Annotated in this window: 20 protein-coding genes, 3 tRNA genes and 2 pseudogenes; 7 read left to right on the top strand and 18 right to left on the bottom strand. The window is 67.7% G+C overall.

Annotated elements, in window-relative coordinates:
* Window positions 1-25: 25 nt before the first annotated feature.
* Genes mmsB through AC1MFL_RS07405 form a run of 3 tightly spaced genes read right to left on the bottom strand, consistent with a single transcriptional unit; the run spans window position 26 to window position 3,547 of the window.
* Window positions 26-988, bottom strand: coding sequence for a 3-hydroxyisobutyrate dehydrogenase (gene mmsB / locus AC1MFL_RS07395; protein ID WP_479814421.1), 963 nt, complete (start codon window positions 986-988; stop codon window positions 26-28).
* Window positions 981-2,048, bottom strand: coding sequence for an enoyl-CoA hydratase/isomerase family protein (locus AC1MFL_RS07400; protein ID WP_479814423.1), 1,068 nt, complete (start codon window positions 2,046-2,048; stop codon window positions 981-983). The genes mmsB and AC1MFL_RS07400 overlap by 8 nt, the downstream gene beginning before the upstream one ends.
* Window positions 2,048-3,547: a CoA-acylating methylmalonate-semialdehyde dehydrogenase gene (locus AC1MFL_RS07405; RefSeq protein ID WP_479814425.1), complete on the bottom strand. Its 1,500-nt coding sequence runs from the start codon at window positions 3,545-3,547 to the stop codon at window positions 2,048-2,050. Before AC1MFL_RS07405 ends, AC1MFL_RS07400 begins: the two co-directional genes overlap by 1 nt.
* 164 nt (window positions 3,548-3,711) lie before the next feature.
* Here AC1MFL_RS07405 and AC1MFL_RS07410 point away from each other — a divergent pair, with 164 nt between their 5' ends.
* Window positions 3,712-4,518 carry an exodeoxyribonuclease III gene (locus tag AC1MFL_RS07410; protein ID WP_479814427.1) on the top strand — a complete coding sequence of 269 codons (807 nt, stop codon included), beginning with the start codon at window positions 3,712-3,714 and terminating at the stop codon, window positions 4,516-4,518.
* A gap of 31 nt (window positions 4,519-4,549) precedes the next feature.
* Window positions 4,550-5,461, top strand: a complete 912-nt coding sequence (locus tag AC1MFL_RS07415) for a DUF8083 family protein (protein WP_479814429.1) — start codon at window positions 4,550-4,552, stop codon at window positions 5,459-5,461.
* A 12-nt stretch (window positions 5,462-5,473) separates the two neighbouring features.
* Here the strand turns inward: AC1MFL_RS07415 and AC1MFL_RS07420 are convergent.
* The 15 genes and pseudogenes from AC1MFL_RS07420 to AC1MFL_RS07490 form a co-directional block, all read right to left on the bottom strand.
* A pseudogene (locus tag AC1MFL_RS07420) lies at window positions 5,474-6,520 on the bottom strand (LacI family DNA-binding transcriptional regulator); the annotation flags it as partial.
* 155 nt (window positions 6,521-6,675) lie between these two features.
* On the bottom strand, window positions 6,676-6,930 hold the full coding sequence (locus tag AC1MFL_RS07425; RefSeq protein WP_479814431.1) for a hypothetical protein: 255 nt from the start codon (window positions 6,928-6,930) through the stop codon (window positions 6,676-6,678).
* Between the two features lie 10 nt (window positions 6,931-6,940).
* Complete coding sequence (locus AC1MFL_RS07430; RefSeq protein WP_479814433.1) at window positions 6,941-7,828, bottom strand: carbohydrate ABC transporter permease; 888 nt, start codon at window positions 7,826-7,828, stop codon at window positions 6,941-6,943.
* Entirely contained in the window at window positions 7,825-8,862 is a 1,038-nt protein-coding gene (locus AC1MFL_RS07435) for a carbohydrate ABC transporter permease (RefSeq protein ID WP_479814435.1), read from the bottom strand. The genes AC1MFL_RS07430 and AC1MFL_RS07435 overlap by 4 nt, the downstream gene beginning before the upstream one ends.
* A gap of 7 nt (window positions 8,863-8,869) precedes the next feature.
* On the bottom strand, window positions 8,870-10,165 hold the full coding sequence (locus tag AC1MFL_RS07440) for an ABC transporter substrate-binding protein (RefSeq protein ID WP_479814437.1): 1,296 nt from the start codon (window positions 10,163-10,165) through the stop codon (window positions 8,870-8,872).
* 249 nt (window positions 10,166-10,414) lie between these two features.
* Entirely contained in the window at window positions 10,415-11,026 is a 612-nt protein-coding gene (locus tag AC1MFL_RS07445; RefSeq protein WP_479814439.1) for a hypothetical protein, read from the bottom strand.
* Window positions 11,023-11,586, bottom strand: coding sequence for a DUF6286 domain-containing protein (locus AC1MFL_RS07450; protein WP_479815375.1), 564 nt, complete (start codon window positions 11,584-11,586; stop codon window positions 11,023-11,025). Before AC1MFL_RS07450 ends, AC1MFL_RS07445 begins: the two co-directional genes overlap by 4 nt.
* Before the next feature lie 107 nt (window positions 11,587-11,693).
* On the bottom strand, window positions 11,694-12,074 hold the full coding sequence (locus tag AC1MFL_RS07455) for a hypothetical protein (RefSeq protein WP_479814440.1): 381 nt from the start codon (window positions 12,072-12,074) through the stop codon (window positions 11,694-11,696).
* On the bottom strand, window positions 12,071-12,262 hold the full coding sequence (locus AC1MFL_RS07460; RefSeq protein WP_479814442.1) for a hypothetical protein: 192 nt from the start codon (window positions 12,260-12,262) through the stop codon (window positions 12,071-12,073). The genes AC1MFL_RS07455 and AC1MFL_RS07460 overlap by 4 nt, the downstream gene beginning before the upstream one ends.
* On the bottom strand, window positions 12,259-12,723 hold the full coding sequence (locus tag AC1MFL_RS07465) for an Asp23/Gls24 family envelope stress response protein (protein ID WP_479814443.1): 465 nt from the start codon (window positions 12,721-12,723) through the stop codon (window positions 12,259-12,261). The genes AC1MFL_RS07460 and AC1MFL_RS07465 overlap by 4 nt, the downstream gene beginning before the upstream one ends.
* A gap of 183 nt (window positions 12,724-12,906) precedes the next feature.
* A tRNA-Phe gene (locus tag AC1MFL_RS07470) sits at window positions 12,907-12,982 on the bottom strand.
* A gap of 48 nt (window positions 12,983-13,030) precedes the next feature.
* Window positions 13,031-13,104: transfer RNA gene (locus AC1MFL_RS07475), tRNA-Asp, on the bottom strand.
* A gap of 96 nt (window positions 13,105-13,200) precedes the next feature.
* Window positions 13,201-13,273, bottom strand: a tRNA-Glu gene (locus tag AC1MFL_RS07480).
* A gap of 159 nt (window positions 13,274-13,432) precedes the next feature.
* The gene (locus tag AC1MFL_RS07485) at window positions 13,433-14,071 is read right to left on the bottom strand and encodes an FMN-binding negative transcriptional regulator (RefSeq protein WP_479814445.1); all 639 of its coding nucleotides are present in this window, start codon (window positions 14,069-14,071) and stop codon (window positions 13,433-13,435) included.
* Between the two features lie 54 nt (window positions 14,072-14,125).
* On the bottom strand, window positions 14,126-14,728 hold the full coding sequence (locus AC1MFL_RS07490; RefSeq protein WP_479814447.1) for a LysE/ArgO family amino acid transporter: 603 nt from the start codon (window positions 14,726-14,728) through the stop codon (window positions 14,126-14,128).
* A 69-nt stretch (window positions 14,729-14,797) separates the two neighbouring features.
* Here AC1MFL_RS07490 and AC1MFL_RS07495 point away from each other — a divergent pair, with 69 nt between their 5' ends.
* The 5 genes and pseudogenes from AC1MFL_RS07495 to AC1MFL_RS07515 all read left to right on the top strand — a co-directional run bounded on the left by AC1MFL_RS07495 (window position 14,798) and on the right by AC1MFL_RS07515 (window position 19,888).
* Window positions 14,798-15,673 carry an ArgP/LysG family DNA-binding transcriptional regulator gene (locus AC1MFL_RS07495; protein ID WP_479814449.1) on the top strand — a complete coding sequence of 292 codons (876 nt, stop codon included), beginning with the start codon at window positions 14,798-14,800 and terminating at the stop codon, window positions 15,671-15,673.
* A 97-nt stretch (window positions 15,674-15,770) separates the two neighbouring features.
* Window positions 15,771-16,772: a DMT family transporter gene (locus tag AC1MFL_RS07500; protein WP_479814451.1), complete on the top strand. Its 1,002-nt coding sequence runs from the start codon at window positions 15,771-15,773 to the stop codon at window positions 16,770-16,772.
* A 213-nt stretch (window positions 16,773-16,985) separates the two neighbouring features.
* Window positions 16,986-17,272: pseudogene (locus AC1MFL_RS07505) on the top strand (metallopeptidase family protein).
* 10 nt (window positions 17,273-17,282) lie between these two features.
* Window positions 17,283-18,209 carry a cation diffusion facilitator family transporter gene (locus AC1MFL_RS07510; protein WP_479814453.1) on the top strand — a complete coding sequence of 309 codons (927 nt, stop codon included), beginning with the start codon at window positions 17,283-17,285 and terminating at the stop codon, window positions 18,207-18,209.
* Window positions 18,210-18,415: 206 nt separating this feature from the next.
* On the top strand, window positions 18,416-19,888 hold the full coding sequence (locus AC1MFL_RS07515) for a C40 family peptidase (RefSeq protein WP_479814454.1): 1,473 nt from the start codon (window positions 18,416-18,418) through the stop codon (window positions 19,886-19,888).
* Window positions 19,889-19,890: the final 2 nt, after the last annotated feature.

Below are 19,890 nucleotides of genomic sequence, written 5' to 3' on the forward strand. Positions count from 1 at the left end.
CCTGCTTGTCAGGACCCGGGCCCGGCTAGTGTGCGGATTTGTCCCGGATGTCGGTGATGATGCCGGAGAAATCCCGGCCCGCGCCGCCTTCCGCGGCAAAGCTATCGTAGATTTCGGAAGCGAGCGGCCCCAGCCTGGCGGCAACGCCGGTGCTTGAGAGCGCGTTGAGCGCCAGCTTGAGGTCCTTCGCCATCAGGGCGCCCGCAAAGCCGGGCTGGTAGTCGCGGTTGGCCGGGCTGGTGGGAACCGGCCCCGGCACGGGGCAGTTGGTGGTCAGCGCCCAGCACTGGCCCGAGGCCGCGGACGCGACGTCGAACAGCGCCTGGTGTGTGAGGCCCAGCTTCTCGCCCAGCACAAAGGCTTCGCTGACCGCAATCATCGAGATGCCGAGGATCATGTTGTTGCAGATCTTCGCGGCCTGTCCTGCACCGTGCTCCCCGCAGTGGACTACGCGCTTGCCCATCACCTCGAGCATCGGCTTGACCGCCTCGAAATCCGCCGGCAGCGCCCCCACCATGAAGGTCAGGGTGCCCGCTTCGGCCCCCACGACGCCGCCGGACACCGGCGCGTCGACGGCCCGGTGGCCGGCCGCGACGGCGAGTTCGGCGGCCTCGCGGGCCTCATCGACGTTGATCGTGGAGCAGTCCAGGAAAAGGGTGCCGGGGGCTGCGGTGGCGAGCAGGCCCGGCTGGCCGGGAGTGCCGCGGTAGGCGTCCAGCAGGTGTTTGCCGCTGGGGAGCATGGTCAGCACCACGGCGGCACCTGCCACGGCCTCGACGGCGGTGTCCGCGGTGGCGATGCCGTGTGCCCGGGCAGTTTCCAGTGCGGCCGGCACGACGTCGAAGCCGGTCACGGTATAGCCGGCTTTGACCAGGTTGATGGCCATCGGCCCGCCCATGTGGCCGAGGCCAAGGAAGGCGACGGTGCCGCCCGGCGCCCCGGGCCGGCCCGGTTCAGACGATCGTTCAGCCGGCGATGGTTCAGACATTGTCGCGCTCCTTCGAAAGCATCAGTTCACGGTCGCCCAGCGGCGCAAAATAGGATTCGACGTCGTCGCGGCTGACCTGCGCCAGCGTGGCGGGCTGCCAGTGCGGGTCGCGGTCCTTGTCCACCACCTGGGCGCGGATGCCCTCGCGGAAGTCGGGCCCGGCGAGGAACCGCAGCCCCACCCGGTATTCCTGTTCCAGGGCTTCCTCGAGGCTCAGGCCCCTGACCCGGCGCAGGGATTCCAGCGCCACCTTCACGGCGGTCGGCGACTTGGCTTCGATGGTGTCGGCGACGTCGGAGGCTTCGCCGCCCACGGTGCGCAGCCGGCGCACGATTTCCTCGGCGTCCTCGCTTGAGTAGCAGGCATCGATCCATTCCTGCTGCGCCGCGAGGACGGAGGGCGGGGCATCCCCGGCAAAGCGGGCGACGGCGGCGTCCGCCGGTTCGTTCTCCAGCGCCTCGGCAAGTTCCGCCAGCTTCTCGGACGGAACGAAGTGGTCCGCGAGGCCCAGGAACAGTGCGTCGGCACCGCTCAGGTGCGCGCCGGTGAGGGCTGCATGGGTGCCGGTCTCCCCCGGTGAGCGGGAGAGCAGCAGTGTTCCGCCTACGTCGGGCACAAAACCGATGGTGGTCTCCGGCATGCCCATCCGGGTGCGTTCGGTGACGATCCGGACTGAGCCGTGCGCGGAAATCCCCACCCCGCCGCCGAGGACCAGTCCGTCCATGAACGCCACGTACGGCTTGGGGTAGCCCGAGATCAGGGAGTTCAGCCTGTATTCCTCGGCCCAGAAGTCGGCCGTCGCGTCGCCGCCGTCGAGCATGTCGCGGTAGATGGCCACGATGTCGCCGCCGGCGCACAGGCCCCGGTCACCGGCGCCGCGGACCAGCACCGCAGCCACGGCGTCGTCGTCCGCCCAGAGCGTGAGCTGCTCCAGCATGGCCGATGCCATGCCCGCGGTGAGCGCATTGACGGCTTTGGGCCGGTTGAGCGTGACCACGCCCAGCCGGCCGCGGCGTTCGAACAGCACCTCCGCGGACTCCTCGGAGTGCTTCCCCGCCATCAGCTGCCTTCCGGCATGACGAAGCTGGCACCGGTGCGGATCCCGGAAGGCCAGCGGGTGGTGACCGTCTTGGTCTTGGTGTAGAAGCGGAACGCGTCCGCGCCGTGCTGGTTGAGGTCGCCGAAGCCGGAGGCCTTCCAGCCGCCGAAGGTGTAGTAGGCGATCGGCACCGGGATGGGGACGTTGATGCCCACCATGCCCACCTGGACCCGGCTGGCGAAGTCGCGGGCGGAGTCGCCGTCGCGGGTGTAGATGGCCACGCCGTTGCCGAACTCGTGTTCGCTGCACAGGCGCAGGGCCTCGTCGTAGTCCTCCGCGCGGAGCACACTCAGCACCGGGCCGAAAATCTCTTCCTTGTAGATCGTCATGTCCTTGGTGACGTTGTCGAAGAGCGTGGGGCCGACCCAGAAGCCGCCCTCGTAACCTTCGACCTTGAGTCCGCGGCCGTCGGCCAGCAGGGTGGCGCCCTCGTCGACGCCGGCCTGGATGTAGCCTTCGATCCGTTCCTTGGCGGAGGCCGCCACGACCGGGCCGAAGTCCGAGTCCTTGGCGAGGCTGTGGCCGACTTTGAGGTCAGCGATCCGCTCCTGAAGTTTCGCGACGAGCGCGTCGCCGGTGGCTTTGCCGACGGGTACTGCCACCGAGATCGCCATGCAACGCTCTCCGGCGGAGCCGAAACCGGCGCCCATCAGGGCATCGGCCGCCATGTCCAGATCCGCATCCGGCATGATCACCATGTGGTTCTTGGCGCCGCCGAAGCACTGGGCGCGCTTGCCGTTGGCGGCGGCGGTGGCGTAGATGTACTGGGCGATCGGCGTGGAGCCGACAAAGCCGATGGCCTGGACCCTGGGGTCCTCCAGCAGCGCATCCACCGCTTCCTTGTCGCCGTTGACGACGTTGAAGACGCCCGCCGGCAGGCCGGCCTCGGTGAACAGCTCGGCGAGGCGCAGCGGCACCGAGGGGTCCCGTTCGGACGGCTTAAGGATGAAGGAGTTGCCCGCGGCGAGGGCCGGGCCGGACTTCCAGAGCGGGATCATCGCCGGGAAGTTGAAGGGGGTGATGCCGGCGACGACGCCGAGGGGCTGGCGCAGGGAGTGGACGTCGATGCCGGTCCCGGCGTTGTCCGAGAATTCGCCCTTGAGCAGGTGCGGGGCGCCGGCGGCGAACTCCACGACCTCGATGCCGCGCTGGATGTCACCTTTCGCGTCCAGGAAAGTCTTCCCGTGCTCCGAGGACAGCAGGGTGGCGAGTTCGTCCAGGTTCTGGTTGACCAGGTCGACGAACTTGAGCAGGATCCGGCCGCGGCGCTGCGGGTTCATGGCCGCCCATTCGAACTGGCCCTTTTCCGCGTTGGAGACCACATTGCGGACTTCCTCGGTGCTGGCGAGCGGCACCCTGGCCTGGACCTCGCCGGTGCACGGATCGTAGACATCGCTGAAACGCCCCGAGGTGCCTTCAACATGCTGTCCGTCAATGTAATGGGATAGTTCGCGAACCATGATGGAATGCTCCTTTGCACCGTGTGATTGCCGTAGTGACGGCCGGGCCGCCTGTGACCCACGTCATCTTCCTCTCTGAATATACTCGGACTTCCTACTAAATTCCAGAGGGCGTGCCCGGCGGGCAGCTTCGTCCGGCAGCCAAGTTCGGTAAGTTAGGGATTGTGAAGATTGCTACCTGGAATGTGAATTCGCTCCGCGCCCGTGCCGACCGCGTTGAAGCCTGGCTTCAGCGCACCGACTGTGATGTCCTGGCCATCCAGGAAACCAAGTGCAAGGACGACAACTTCCCCTGGGAGCTGTTCGAGAACCTGGGCTACGAAGTGGCGCACTTCGGCCTGAGCCAGTGGAACGGCGTGGCGATCGCCTCCCGGGTGGGGCTTGCCGACGTCGAGCGCACCTTCCTGGACCAGCCCGTCTTCGGCAAGAACGGCAAGGACGCCGTGCAGGAAGCCCGCGCCATCGGCGCCACCTGCGGCGGGATCAGGGTATGGAGCCTCTATGTCCCGAACGGGCGGGCCCTCGACGATGAGCATATGCCGTACAAGCTCAGCTGGCTGGACACCCTCCGGTCCCACGCCGAAGGCTGGATCCGGGAGGACACCCAGGCGCAGATCGCACTGATGGGCGACTTCAACATTGCCCCGCAGGACGACGACGTCTGGGACATCGACTACTTCCGCTCCGAGGGCCTCACCCATGTCAGCGAGCCGGAGCGGGCAGCGTTCCACGCCTTTGAAGAGGCCGGCTTCCTGGATGTGGTCAGGCCGCATACCCCCGGACCCGGCGTCTACACCTACTGGGACTACACCCAGCTGCGTTTCCCGAAGAAGGAGGGCATGCGGATCGACTTTGTCCTCGCCTCCCCCGCCCTGGCGGCCCGGGTCACCGGCGCCGCGATCGACCGCGAGGAACGCAAGGGCAAGGGCGCTTCGGACCACGCCCCCGTGATCGTGGAGCTGAGCGACTGATGAGCGCCCGCCAGGGAAGCGGCGTGGCCCCATGACCGGCAACCTCTACCGCGGACAGGCCGGCTTGCCGTTCTCCTCGGCGCTGCGGGTTTACGAACCCCTGAAGGCGTTCCCGGCAGAGCAGCAGGAGGCCCTGCGCGCGGCTGCCGCCCGGAGCGTCTCCCGCGCCGCCGTCGAAAACGCCGAACTGCTCGCCTCCCTCGGCCGTATCACCCGCCCGGGCGGGGACCCGTTTCCCACCGGGGCGACGGACCTGGTCCGTGTCCTTGCCCCCCGCACGGACAACACTCCCCCGGCAGCGCCTGCTGCCGGCGGCGGTGCGAAGACTCCCGCCGCCGGGGAGCCGGACAGCCTGCTGTACTGCCCCAGCCAGCTGGTGCTCCGCGCCGGGCTGGCCGCCAACGCCCTGATGGAGGGCATCCATGGGCCGCTGGCGCAGCTACTGATCCCGGAGGAACAGCGCGACAGGCACCAGGAGCGCATCAATGAAGTGCAGGCGCAGGCGGGGCTCGGGCGGGTCCACACCAGGGCCTCCACCTGGGGCATCCCCTTCAGCTGGTTCTGCCTCTTCAAGGAGTCCGACCCCACGGACGTGGTGGAATCAGACGGGCACATTGTCACCGTGCGCATCCGCGCGACGATCGGCGAAGCCCTGGAGCGGGTCCGCTACGCGGTGGCCCACCTGGCCCTCGCCGCGCCGGATCTGGACATGCTCGAGGACCTGACCCAGCTCACGGAATGGCTGGAGCTCTTCCACCCGGAGTCGGTGGTGGAACTGGACTATGGCGCAGTGGCGGACAAGGTCTACCCGGACGACTCACCCATGGATGTGCGTCTGGGCATCGAGTGCCTGGCCGAGGGGGACATGACCGGGGCTGCCGCCGCCTACCGGCGTCTGGCGTCCCGCTGGATCCCGATCCGGCAGCTGGCCCGCGCTTCCTGACTGCGGGTCTTTCCGCGGCGGCGCCGTCGTGGTCCGGACGATCAGCTGGTGCGGGGCGACCGTGGAGCGCACCGCCCCGGCGATCCCGCCAAGCTCGTCCAGCAGCATCTTGGTGCCCAGTTCGGCCTGCTCGTCCGGTCGCTGCCTGACGGTGGTGAGACCCATGGCCTCCGCAAAGTCGTGGTCATCGATCCCGATCACGGACAGATCCTCCGGGACGCGCACGCCGGCCCGGTGGGCCTCGAAGATGATCCCCATGGCCATCTCGTCCGAGGCGCAGAAGATCGCTGTGGGCTTCGGTCCGGGCCGGTCCCAGAGCCGGCGGAAGGCATCCTGGCCGCTGCGGACGGTGAAGTCCCCCCATTCGTCCCATTCCTCCCGGACGTTCAGGCCGGCCTCCGCCATCACGTCCTGGAAGGCTTTGATCCGGACCCGCGGCACGTCGAAGTTGATGTCGGTTTCGTCGTCGCCGTGGAGCAAGGCGATCTCGGTGTGGCCGAGACTGATCAGGTGCCGCACGGCCGTTGCGGCGGCGGCGTAATCGTCGATTCCGATGTAGGGGCATTCCTCGACGTGCCCGCCGACGACGATCATCGGGATGTCGATTTTTTGGAGGTGTTCGATCTCCTCGTGCGTCAGTGCCATACAGAGCACCAGCAGCGCGTCGATCTGCTTGTAGACCATGGTCTTGCTGAAGAGCCGTTCGCGGTTGCTGCCGTGGCCGCCGAGGTTGAACAGCGAGAGGTTGTACTGCCGGGCATGCAGTTCCCGGTCCGCGCCCTCGATGGCCTTGGAGAAAAACCAGCGGCTGACGAACGGTGCCAGAACACCGATGGTCATGGTGCGTCCGGTGGCCAGGCCGGACGCCGAGGAGGAGGCAACGTAGCCCAGGTCCGCGGCGATGCCCAGGATCTTCTCCCGGGTGGCCGGCGAAACCCTGGGCAGGCCGCGGACGGCCCGGGACACGGTGGCCGTTGACACTCCGGCGGCGGCGGCCACATCCTCGATGCTGACGCCCGAGTGGCCGCCGCGCTGCGCCCTGTCTGTTGTCTTAGCCACCGTGTTCCCTTGTCGACTGGCCGCGGAGGCGGCTCGCGGCCCCCGCAGCACTGGATTAGTCTGCCTCCCCCGCGGCAAAACCTGCCCGCCCAGGCAACGCGGGGTCACTTACCGCCCATAAATGCCCACGGGATGGGCGCGATGTGACCCCGCGTTCAGTTGCGCCGGGTTGCCGTTCTTTGGGGAAGGCGGCGGCGCAGCCGGATCATGCCGTACAGCGCCGCGAGGATGGCCAGCAGGCCCAGGGCCCAGCCCAGCGCCGGCTGGGCCGTGACCTCCATCCAGACGGTGACCACCAGCAGCACAACCGCCCAGAAACCCAGGAAGCCGATGATGATGTCGAAATCCTCCCCGGAGCGGACGCGGCGGTGTTCGCTCCGCACCAGTCCGTGGTTGGGCTTCTTGTTCATTGCCAACCCGTCACTTCACAGCGCCGGCCGTGAGGCCCGCGACGATCTTGCGCTGGAAGACCAGTACCAGGACCACCAGCGGAATCGTGACGATCGTTCCGGCGGCCATGATGGCCGTGTAGGGGACCTGGTTCGGCTGGGCACCGGCGAAGCTGGCGATCGCAACGGTCACCGGCTGGGTCTTGTCGCTGGAGAGCTGGCTGGCGATCAGGAATTCATTCCAGGAGGAGATGAACGCCAGGATCGCCGTCGTGAAGATGGCCGGTGCGGCCAACGGCATGATCACCCGCCGGAACGCCTGTCCCTGGGTGCAGCCGTCCACGCGCGCCGCTTCCTCGAGCTCCCACGGCATTTCCCGGAAGAACGAGGTCATGGTGTAGACCGTCAGCGGGAGGACGAAGGAGATGTTCGGAATGATCAGGGCCTGATACGTGCCCATCCAGCCGATGGTGGTGAACAGCTGGAACAGCGGCGTGATGAGGGCGACACCGGGGAACATGGAGGCCCCCAGAATGAAGCCCAGCACCAGGTACTTGAACCGGAAGTTCAAGCGCGCCAGCGCGTAGGCGGCAAACACGCCGATCAGCAGCGAAACGATCGTGACGACGGCACCGATGAACAAGCTGTTGAGCAGAGCCTGGCCGAAGTGGTTGCCGAAGGACGTGTCGAACGCCGTCCTGAAGTTGTCCAGGGTCACATGGGTCGGCAGCACCGAGGTGTCGTAGGTATAGCCGACGTCGCGGAACGCCGTCACCACCATCCAGTAAGCCGGAGCCAGGCACCAGATAAGGATCACGACGGCGCTGATGTAGGTCCGGCCGCTCGCCCACTTTTCGCGGTTCTGCGCCACCTTGCGGCCACGGTCCTGCTTGGCCCGGAGTTCGGTCGCGGCGGTCATTTCTTCCCCTTAGCTGCGCCGGTTTGCTGCTCCACGACGTTCGCCCCGAGGAAGCGCACGAAGATGAAGGCCACAAGAAAAATGATGATGAACGTAATGGTGGACAAGGCAGCGGCAGCGTTGAACCCTTGCCTGATCTGGTTGATCACAAGGATCGAGAGGGTGGTGGTGTTGTTGGCCCCGCCGGTGAGGATGTACGGCAGGTCGAACATCCGGAGCGCATCCAGGGTGCGGAAGAGGATGGCCACCATCAGCGCCGGCTTCACCAGCGGCAGGGTGATCATCCGGAACCGCTGCCAGGCGGAAGCGCCGTCGACCTTTGCCGCCTCGTACACCTCGGCGGGAATCATCTGCAGCCCTGCGAGAATCAACAGCGCCATGAACGGTGTCGTCTTCCAGACATCCGCGATGATCACTGCCCACCGGGCCGGCCATTCGCTGCCGGTCCATAGGATCGTGGTATTGAAGAGTTTGTTGCCGATGCCTTCGAAAGCGAAGATGAACAGCCACAGCTTGGCCGTGACGGCGGTGGGGATGGCCCACGGAACCAGGACGGCTGCGCGGACCAGGCTGCGGCCCTTGAAGGCGCGCGCCATGATCATTGCCATCCAGAAGCCAAGGGCCGTTTCCAAGGTGACGGTGACGATGGTGAAGAAGAAAGTCGTCCCGGTGGCGGACCAGAACTGCGCGCCGAGCGTCCCGGGCGGGCAGGCCACCGTTCCGCCGTCCGGCGCGGCGCACTGCTGGAAAATCCAGTTAGCGTAATTCGAGAAACCAGCCGCACCGCCCGCAACGAAGAGCCCCGTCTCGGGGTCAAGGCCGGCGTCCTTTTGGAACGACATTATGACGGCGCTGATGATCGGGTAGACGATCACGATACCCAGCGCGATGATGGTCGGCGCCAGGAGCCACGCCGCCCACCGACCCTGGCTCGCTATGACATTGTCCTCCCCGACGCCCTTGGGTGCCTGGCGGACCGGAGCCCCGCCCGACGCCGGTTCCTTGACCGGCGTCGGGCCCAATTCAGTTGCCATGATGAACCTACTGTCCCGCGCTAGCGGACTCGATGGACTTCTGCATGTCGGACAATGCCGCGTCGACAGTCTTCTCACCCTTGATGGCTGAGTAGGCATTCTCCTGGATGGCCTTGGTGACGGCCGGGTAGAACGGCGTGACAGGGCGCGGCACGGCGTTCTCGATCGAGGTCTTCAGCACCGGCAGGTACGGCAGCTTGGCGACCAGTTCGGCGTCGCCGTACAGCGAGCCGAGGACCGGTGCGAGCGAACCCTGGGTGGCGAAGAATTTCTGCGTCTCTTCGGTGGTAAGGAATTTCAGGAAGTCCAGCGCGGTGGCCTTGTTCTTGGAGTAGACGCTGACCGCGGCGCTGTGGCCGCCGAGGGACGAGGCGCCCGGACCGGACTTGCCCGGAAGGGCGGCCATGCCCAGGACATCCTTGACCTTGGAGGAGCCTTCGGTGGTGGCCAGGTTGTAGACGTAGGGCCAGTTGCGCAGGAACAGCAGCTTGCCGTCCTGGAACGCCTGGCGGCTCTCCTCCTCCTGGAAGGTGATGGCTTCCTTCGGGATCTGGCCGCCGGCGTAGGCCTTGGCCAGGTTTTCGAGGCCCGCCTTTGCCTCAGGCGTGTTCAGGCTGGGCTTGCCGTCCTTGTCGAGCACGGAGCCGCCGGCGGAGTTGATCGCCTCGGAGGCGTTGACCGTCAGCCCCTCGTACTTCTTGAACTGGCCGGAATAGCAGCCCATGTTGTTGGCCGTGGCGATGGAGCACATGCTCATCATCTCGTCCCAGGTCTTCGGGGGTGTGGGGACCAGGTCCTTGCGGTAGTACAGGATGCCGCCGTCGGAAGATTCCGGCGCCGCGTACAGCGTGCCCTTGTAGGACGCGGCATCGACGGTCGGCTTCAACATCTTCGAGGTGTCAAGCGCCATCTTGTCCTTGAGCGGCTGCAGCCAGCCCTTGGCGGCGAATTCGGCGGTCCAGACGACGTCGACACTCGCGACGTCGTAGTTGGCGTTCTTGGCTTGGAAGTTCTGCACAAGGTCATCGTGCTGCTGGTCGGCGTTGTCCGTCTGTTCCTTGAACGTGACCTGCTCGTTGGGGTGGGCGGCGTTCCACTTGTCGATCAGCGGGCGGACCACGTTGCTGTTGTCCTTGCCCTGGACGTAGGTGATGGGGCCGCGCCCGTCCAGGCCGTTCGCGGCGTCGCCGCCGCCGCTGCCGCCGGCAGCAGAGCCGCCGCCCCCGCCGCCGCCACAGGCGGAGAGGGTGATGGCGAGAACGCCTGCTGTGGCTACGGGAAGTAGGAACTTCGATTTCTTCATTCTGGGGGGTCTCCTCGCTGAGTACCGGACAAAAAACGGCGTGCGTTCATGTGGTGCCCATCACAATAATCATCATGAGGTGAGGAATGCAAGCGTTTACACAGAAGCTTTACGGAAAGGAGACCCTTGTGCGGCGCACAGTTTTATGTGCCGATCGGCGCCATTCCAACGGAACCGGCCCGCGGGGCGGCTCCGGCGGGCCGCGCAAACATCGTGCAAAAACTTATTGCCGGAAGCTCACCCGCCGGGTCAGCGGACCCGCTCGGCCCGCCCGAACCTCGACCGGGCGCCGGCGCCGATGTGGATGAGCACGGGGGTGCGTTTGCCGATCGCGACGTCGAGCGCCTCCACGAGGGCGGACACCTCGGCCGCAAGCCGGTGCGGGGCCACGCCCTGGCGTGGCTCGATTCGGATTTTCAGGGCCGGCTCGCCGCGGAACTCGTAGGTGGCGACGCTGACGCCGGCGAGGTCGTGACGGTCCGCCAGGGCGGCGCGGAGCGCCTGCTCGGCCACGCCGCTTCCGATCCTGACGTACCCGGGCACCTCGCCCGGGTCCTCTTCGGAGACGAGGAGGTTGGCCCTGCCTTTGCCCTGCTGGGCGGCCCAGGCCACCATCACGCCAATTACCAGGAGCAGTGCCAGGACCAGAACAAGCCACAGCCAGCTTTCCTGGCGCCCCGGGAACCGGGTGCGTTCGAACAGGTCACGCCAGATACTCCAGACCCCGGCGGCCCAGTCCTGCCACCACCGTCCCACGGCGGGTACGCTCGCGAGCAGGATGAGCAGGACTCCGATGGCGAGGAGCTTGAGGCCCAGGATGCCGAGCAGGATCCGGTTGAGGATGCGGGGGGTTCCGTTCACGCGCCAACCACCCCTGCCGAGGAGACACTGACTCGAACGTCCGGCAGGGGGGACGGGTTCATGTCCCGGAGTTCATCCAGCACGGCCGCGCGGACGGCATCCGGGCTCAGCGGCACGCCGGAGGTCGGCCGGACATTGACCTGCACCTGCCGTCGGGACACTGTCACCATCACCTGTTCCTGATTCAAATTGGCCGCCACCCGCGCCCGGCGTGCCAGTGCCGAGGCGATAACCTCGTCGTCCACGACGACGGCGGCGCGGCGGTCCCGCAGCAGGTGGCGGGCCCGGCGTCCGGGCAGTACGGCGTTCAGGAAGAAAAACAGCCCGGCCATCACCAGCACCGCACCGAGGACACCGAGCAATAGCGGCGGAACCCCGTCCGGGAGCGCCACCAGCTGCTCCGCCGCTGTCTGCGGATCGACGAGCCAGGGCGGCTGTCCGACCGCCCGGACAGCGGTTTCCAGGAGGGCATAGCCGCACAGCGCGATCACGAGGACGGCGGCGATGATCGAGGCCACAGCCCTCGAGGAGTGGGTTTCGCGCTTGAGGATCACTGCCATGCCCGCGGCGCCGTTCGCCTCGGGGGCGGGACCGGCCGCCGAAGGTGCGGCGCCGGGAGCAGGCGGCCCGTAGCTCCCGTGGCCGGAATCGTGATCAGTGTCCTGGCTCACTGGACACGGCCTCCTTCACTCACGCTGGCGCCGCTGATCCGGATGTCCACCCGGCTCAGCTGGGCGCCGCTCAGCTCGGTCACGCGGTCCAGGATGTTCGCTTTGGCAGCCACGGCCCGGTCCCAGATGGAACCGCCGAAGGCCGCGACCCGTCCGGCGTCCCGCAGCACTGCCGTGAGCGAAGGCACGGTGATGGGTGCGACAAGGGACAGGGCCAACAGGCCGTCGTCGTCCGACCACTCGGCCCGGACCTCGTGCGGTGTGAGGCCGAGGGATTCCGCCGCGGCGGCCCGCGCCACGCTGGTGAGCGCCTGGGTGCTGATTCTGGTGTGTCCTGCCATGGCGGCGGCGTGGACAGCGCCAGCGGTGCCGCTCATGAGGAGGAACGCCGGCCTGTGAGGGCGTCAAGCACGCTGCGCAGGTCCAGTTTCCCTTCCGCGGCGCGGCCCAGCAGGGCTCCGATCCCCATGAACAGCAGGGCGCCCAGGAAACCCCAGACGCCGAACTGGAAGGCCATGAACGCCACGAAGGCACCCGCTGCGACTCCCACAACCGTCAGATTCACTGGATTGCCTCCCTAGCGGTCCGGGACTCGGCCGGGGCTCCGGGCTTCGGCGGGCCGGGCACGTAGACGTCGGTGATTTCGATGTTGACTTCGATGACCTGCAGCCCGACAAGCTCTTCGACCGCCGAATACACGGCAGCCCGGATCTGGTCCGCCAGGGCGTGAAGGGGCGTGCCGTAGAGCGCCACGAGGTCGATATCGACGGCCACCTGGGTTTCGCCGACCTCGGCGCGGACACCGGCGGCGTGGTCCGTGCTGCCGACGGCGTCACGGAAGGCGCCGAGGGCGCGGGACGGGCCTGTCCCCAGGGAGTAGACGCCGGGAACTGACCGGGCCGCGATGCCCGCGACCTTCGCGACGGCGGCTTCCGAAATGACGGTCCGGCCAGCGCCGGGCATTGGCGCGTTGACGGGCAGTTCGGGCACCACAGCCGGAACGGGTTGAGAATTCTGGTATTCCACGAGGCACTCCCCCTTCTCTTTGTGACCACCCTAGTACCTGCCAACGACAAGGCGCCCGTCCGGGTGCCACTGCGTGCAGGGGCGGCGAGCCGGCCGCCGTCGGCCCGGCGCCGCCGTCGGCCCGGCGATTAACCTGGGGTTAAAGAAGAAAAGCACCAGTTCCAAAGAACTGATGCTTCCCAGTGGTGGCTCCGACCGGCGTCGATCCGGTGACCTTTCGATTTTCAGTCGAACGCTCTACCAACTGAGCTACAGAGCCTAGGTGACACGTCACCTTGAGAGCCGGAATTTCTTCTGGCAATCAGAGCGACCCTGACGGGACTTGAACCCGCGACCTCCGCCGTGACAGGGCGGCGCGCTAACCAACTGCGCTACAGGGCCTTGCTATTTTCTTGCTTCTCTGCAGTATCGCTACCGCAATTTTTCAAGGCCTTTAGCCTACCAGACTTTCACATCCGGTTTGACCAGTTCCTTGCGTACCCCCAACGGGATTCGAACCCGTGCCGCCGCCGTGAAAGGGCGGTGTCCTAGGCCGCTAGACGATGGGGGCCAGGACGCCATTCGATTAAACCCACTGAATAAAAGACAAAAATTAAGGGCCGAAGCCTTTCGTTTTTGTCCTTTCGGGTTGCTCCGAACTGGACTATAAAACTATAAGGGCAGACCCCGGATTATCCAAAATCCCCGCGGCGGCTGCCGCGGGAAGCGCTCAGCTCCGCCGGGTATGGTCCTGCTGCGCCCGTTCGACCTCGGCAGCCGCCGCCAGGTCCCCCTTGGCCCGCAACCCGGCGATGACGCCGTCGACGTCGGCGGCCGGCCGGTTCTGGCTCAGCTTTCGTTTCGCTTCAACCCGCGTGATGAGAAGTTCGACGCCGACAATCGCCCGGAGCTGGCCGGCGATGTAGCGGGCGGGCGCATCGTCCACGGTCCAGGGCCGTTCCGACGCCGCTTCATGCACCGTGGTCAGCCGCCGGACCAGGCCCTCCAGCCAGGCCGGATCCTCATGGATGACGAGCCGGCCGTAGACATGCGCCGTGGTGTAGTTCCACGTTGGCACCACCCGGCCGTGTTCGGCTTTGGACGGGTACCAGGTCGGGGAAATGTAGGCATCGGACCGCTGGATGATGACCAGGGACTCGCCCGACGCCGGCAGCCGCCACTGGTCGTTGTTGCGGGCAACATGTCCCAGCAGCGCCCCGTGCTCGCCTGCCTCGGGGTCATAGATGAACGGCAGCAGCGTCGCGAGCAGTCCGTGTTCCGTGGCGGTCACCAGGTTGGCCGCGCCGGGGTTGGAGAGCAGCTCCGTGACGGCGTCTTCGCCGGCGGCGAAATGCGAGGGGACGTACATGGGCGTTTCCTTCGTGAAGATGTTGTGAAGTACCGTGCGGGACGGCTGATCAGCTCAGGCTACGAGCATGACAGCCAGGGTGACCATGACCAAGGCGATGCCGCCGTCGAGCACGCGCCAGCTGCCCGGCCGGGCGAACACCGGCGCGAGGTACCGGGCTCCGGCGCCGAGCGCGGCGAACCACGCGATACTGCCCAGGCCTGCGCCGGCGGCAAACCACCAGCGGCCGTCCGGCCCGTGGGTGCCGGCCAGGGACCCCAGCAGCAGGACGGTGTCCAGGTAGACGTGGGGGTTCAGCCAGGTCAGCGCGAGGCAGGTACCCAGCGCGGCCGCCCAGGTTCCCGTCTTCCCGGCCGCCGGCCGGGCCGCCTGCGTTCCGCGGATCGCCCGCAGGGCCGCCATCCCGCCGTAGGCCAGGAGGAAGGCGGCCCCGGCCCAGCGCACCACCTCGAGAACACCGGGCGCCCGCTCAATAAGGACGCCCACCCCGGCGACCCCCAGGCCAATCAGCACGAGGTCGGACAGGGCGCAGACGGCAACCACCAGCAGGACGTGCGCGCGCTGGATGCCCTGGCGGAGCACGAAGGCGTTCTGGGCACCGATGGCGACGATGAGGGACAGCCCGCTTGCGAGGCCTGATACGAGGGAGAGGATCACAGGTTTCACGCTAGAGGGAGCCGGTTCATGAAACCAGTTAATATTTCTGGGCCAACATAAGATCGGCTAATGATAGACATCCACCAGGCGCGGACCCTCGCCGCCATCGTGGCGCACGGCAGCTTCGAGGCCGCCGCCGGCCACCTCTCGGTCACGGCTTCGGCGGTGAGCCAGCGCGTCCGCGCCCTTGAGGTCGCGGTCGGCCGGCCCGTGCTGAAGCGGACCCGCCCTGTCGAACTCACCCCGTCCGGCCACGCGGTGGTGCGCTTTGCCCGGCAGCTGGACATGCTCTCCGCCGATCTGGCCGAAGAACTCCAGCCGGGCGCGCAGCCCTCCAGCGTCCGGCTGACCCTGGTCATCAACAGTGATTCCCTGCACACCTGGGCACTTCCCGGCCTGGCCGCCGTGGCCGGAAAGGTCCAGCTGGAAATTCTGCGCGAGGACCAGGACTACTCGCTGGAGCTCCTCCGCAGCGGCGCCGCAGCGGCGGCCATCACCACCACGGCCAAGGCCGCCCCGGGCTGTTCCTCCCGGCGGCTGGGTGTCATGCGCTACCTGCCGGTCTGCACTCCGGACTTCGCCGCCGTGTGGTTCCCCGACGGTGCGGTGACGGAAACACTCGCCGTGGCTCCGGTCATCGTCTTCGACCACAAGGACGAGCTGCAGGACCGGTATCTGCGGTCCGTGAGCCGCAGGGCACTCCAGCCGCCACGGCACTATGTCCCCGCCGCCCACGAGTTCGGCGAAGCCATCCGTTGGGGGATGGGCTGGGGGCTGCTCCCCGAAATTGAGGTCTCGGAGGAGCTGAGGCGCCAGACGCTGGTCTCCCTGGACCCCGGGGCGCACGTGGATGTGCCGCTCCACTGGCAGCAATGGCGGCACGGATCCGCAGCCCTCGACGAGGTCGCAGCGGCCATCCAGGCCGCTGCCCACCCGCTCAGGTGAGTGCGGCGGGGCCGGCGCAGCGGCCTTGGCAGGAACTCGACTAGACGTGGCCGATTTCCGCCAGTCCCCGGGACCCCGCACGGACTAGATTGGCAACATGGCCAGAACCGCCCCCACAGGCTCCCCCCGACCGGACCGCACGCACCACGACAGCATGCACCCGGACGGCATCCACGAAGTGCCGCCGCCCGCTCCGTCACCCCAGCCCGCAAAGCACCCCCTGCAGCCGGGCCAGATCAGCAGGCTCGGCATCGCCGCAGTGGTTGTCACCGTGGTGCTGTGGGCTTCCGCCTTTGTGGGCATCCGGGCCGTCGGACCCAGTTTCTCCCCCGGCGCCCTGACGCTCGGCCGGCTGGCGATTGCCGCCGTCGTGCTGGGCCTGGTGGTGCTGCCGCAACTCAGGGGCAATCTTCCCCGGGGCCGTGAATGGTGGCCCATCCTGGCCTACGGCGTGATGTGGTTTGGCGGCTACAACGTCGCACTGAACGCCGCCGAACACCTCCTCGACGCCGGTACGGCCGCCTTGCTGATCAACGTCAACCCGATCCTGGTCGCCATCATGGCCGGGGTGATCCTCAAGGAGGGCTTCCCGCGCTGGCTGATCATCGGCAGCCTCGTCGCGTTCGGCGGGGTCGCGGTGATCGCGCTGGGTTCCGGCCAGCGGTCGACGGCGGACGTCGCCGGTGTGCTGCTCTGCCTGCTTGCGGCCGCCCTCGCCGCGGTCAGCGTCATCGTGCAGAAGCCGGTGCTGCGGAAATTTCCCGCGGCGCACGCCACCTGGTTCGGAATCATGGTCGGCGCGCTCTGCTGCCTGCCCTTCAGCGGCCAGCTAGTCAGCGAACTGCAGGTGGCCCCGCTGCCTGCCACCCTGGGGCTGGTCTACCTGGGCGTTTTCCCCACCGCGATCGCCTTCACCACCTGGGCCTATGCGCTGTCGCTGATCGACGCCGGCCGGCTGGCCGCCACCACCTATCTGGTGCCCGGCACCACGATCCTGATCTCGTGGCTGGTCCTCGGGGAGATCCCCACCGTCTGGGGCCTGGCGGGCGGCGCCATCTGCCTCGTGGGCGTCGGGCTGACCCGGCGCCGGTCCCGCTGATTCGGCGCTAGAGTTTCAGCTATGCCCGCCTCCCTCCCGCCCGGCCTGCCGATCGTTCCGGACGGCCCCAACGGTCCGGGCAGCCCGGACATGCCGGACGACGGCGGCGCCGGCTCCGGCCACGACCACCCGCCGTTCCCGATGTCCGAAAACGATTTCGAAGCGGCAGTGAACGACGCCCTGGACCGGATCCCGCCGGAGCTCGCCAAGACCATGAGCAACGTGGCCATCTTCATCGACGACGACTACACGCCGCAGCCCGGCGAGGACCCGGACACCGTTCTGCTGGGCCTCTACGAGGGCGTGCCGCTGACCGAGCGGGACTCGTGGTGGGACGCCGGACGCTGCCGGACCGCATCACCATCTACCGACAGCCGATCCTGGACATCTGTGAATCCCGCGAGGACGTGATCGAGGAAGTGACGATCACCGTGGTCCATGAGATCGCGCACCACTTCGGCATCAGCGACGACCGCTTGCACGAGCTCGGCTGGGGCTAGCCTTGTAGGCATGGGACACGACCACAGCCATTCACACGGCATTTCGGCCACCGGCACTGCCAAGCACCGGAAGCGCCTGATCGCGGTACTGGCCATCACCCTCGCCGTCGTGCTGATCCAGATCATCGGGGCGCTGGTTTCCGGATCCCTGGCGCTGCTGGCCGACGCCGGCCACATGCTTTCCGACGCGGCCGGAGTCTTCATCGCCCTGCTGGCCGCCTGGATCGCCACCCGGCCGGCGAGCGACCAGCGCACCTACGGCTACCAGCGCGCCGAAGTGCTGGCTGCCCTGGCCAACGCCCTGGTGCTGATCGTCATCTCTGTGGTCATCTTCACCGAGGCCATCCGCCGAATGGGCTCCGCCCCCGAGGTCCAGACCGATGTGATGCTCTACGCCGCCGTCCTCGGCGCCATCGCCAACCTCGCGTCCCTGCTGATCCTGCGCGGCGGCCAAAAGGAGAGCCTCAACGTCCGCGGCGCCTACCTGGAAGTCCTGGGCGACCTGCTCGGCTCCTTCGCCGTGATCGCCGCCGCACTGGTCATCATGGTCACCGGCTACCAGACGGCGGACACCATCGCCTCGATCGTGATTGCGCTGATGATCCTGCCGCGGGCCTGGCACCTGCTCCGCGATGTGGTGGATGTGCTGCTCGAGGCGACCCCCAAGGGGGTGGAAGTGCAGCTGATCCGCGAGCACATCCTCGCTGTGGCGGGGGTGGTGTCGGTGCATGACATCCACATCTGGACCATCACCTCCGGCGTGCCCGTTTTTTCCGCCCACGTGGTGGTGGAGGACGCGGCCCTGGGTGCCCGCGGCGCCGACCAGATCCTGGACAAGCTCGTCAGCTGCCTCGGCTCGCACTTCGACACCGAGCACTGCACCTTCCAGCTGGAACCGCTCTCCCACGCGGAGCATGAATCGCACCAGCACGCCTGAGCCGGACCGGGCGGCGGCCGGGACCGACACGCCCCACCGGAATGTGACCAAATGACATAGTTGTTGTTTATGTTATTGATGTGACCAGTGTTGCCAAAGTGGCAATTGGCACGTAGCCTCGACCGTGCTGGGGATCAGCCGCGCGTTTCCACGCGCCGGAATCCGCATTCTCCTGCTCCAGCCCGACATTGCAGCGAGGTTTGCCCATGACTTGGACCGGATCCGGCCGAAAGACGGCCGCGCTGTGCGCCGCCGTCGTCTTCCTGGGAGCACTGGCCCAGCCCGCGCACGCAGACCCGCTCCCCATGGTCTTTCAGGTCCCCGCTTCACCCGAAATTCCCTCGCCGGAGGATATTGCCGCGGCCAAGACCAGTGAAGGCGCGACGGCGGAGCAGGTCACCGCGATCGACCGCCTCCTGGCGGACGCTTCCACGGCCCAGGAAGCCAGCCTCGCTGCCTCTTTGCAGGCCAACAATTCCTACGGCGAATCCCTCGTCGAGCTCCAGACCCGGCGCGACACCGCCGCGGTTGCCGCCGCCAAGGCTTCGGCAGCCGGGGCCCAGGAGCAGAAGATGCGCAAGCAGATCGGCCAACTCGCCGGCGATCTCTACCGCAACGGCGGGCTGAATCCCGCCCTGAGCAGCTTTGTCAGCGGCAACGGCAACCCCCTGGAACAGGCCGCCACCCTCGAAGCGGTGACGGCCGGGCGCTCCCGAGCCTTCCAGGCGGCGGAAACCGCCGCAGTCGCCGCCGAATCGCTGACCGCTGCCGCCGATGACGCCAACCGGGCCGCCGACGAGGCCGCGCGGACGGCGGAGACGCGCAAGCTCGACGCCGAGCGTGCCAATGACGCCCAGCGGAAGGCGGTGTCCGAGGCCAGCGCGCAGCGGACTGTGCTGGTGGACCAGCTCGCGAACCTCAGGAACACCACCGTCGCTCTGGAATCGGCCCGCGTGGACGCCCTGGACCGTCAGCGCCAGCAGGACCGGCTCGCCGCCGTCACGGCGGCTGCCGCCCAGGGTCCCGGCCGGGTTTCCGCCCAGGGTCCCGGCCAGGTTTCCGGCCAGGGCGCTGACCCGCAGCCCAGCCCCGGGAACGCCGCTCCGGGCAACCCCGCTCCGGCGGACCAGAGTCCGCAGGCACCCGCCGCACCGGCCGCACCGGCCGCCGTCCCGCCGCCCGCACCCGTTGCCCCGGCTCCAGAGCCTGCCGCCCCTGCTGCGACGGCGGCCCCGCCGGCGCCCGTTCCTGCACCCGCTCCTGCGCCCGTTCCGGCGCCCGCACCTGCCCCGGCACCGTCGCCGGGCGGCTCGAACCAGACGGCGATCTCGGTGGCTCTCGGCAAGGTTGGCGCGCCCTATTTCTACCAGTACGGCGGGACGGGGGCGTGGGGATTCGACTGCTCCGGACTGGTCCAGAACGCGTTCGCCGCGGCCGGTAAGTACCTGCCCCGCACCGCGTCCCAGCAGTTTGCTCAGGCCCCCGTGCATGTCCCGCTCTCCCAGGCGCAGCCGGGCGACCTGCTGGTCTGGGGCTCCGCACCGGATTTCTACCATGTGGCGATTTACCTCGGCGGCGGACGCGTGGTCCAGGCGCTGAATCCCGACGCCGGGATCACCGTGACCGACGTTGCCGCCATGTCCGGAATGCAGCTTTACCCGGTGGTCGCCCGGTACTGAGC

The sequence above is a fragment of the Arthrobacter sp. BG3 genome (assembly GCF_056680185.1).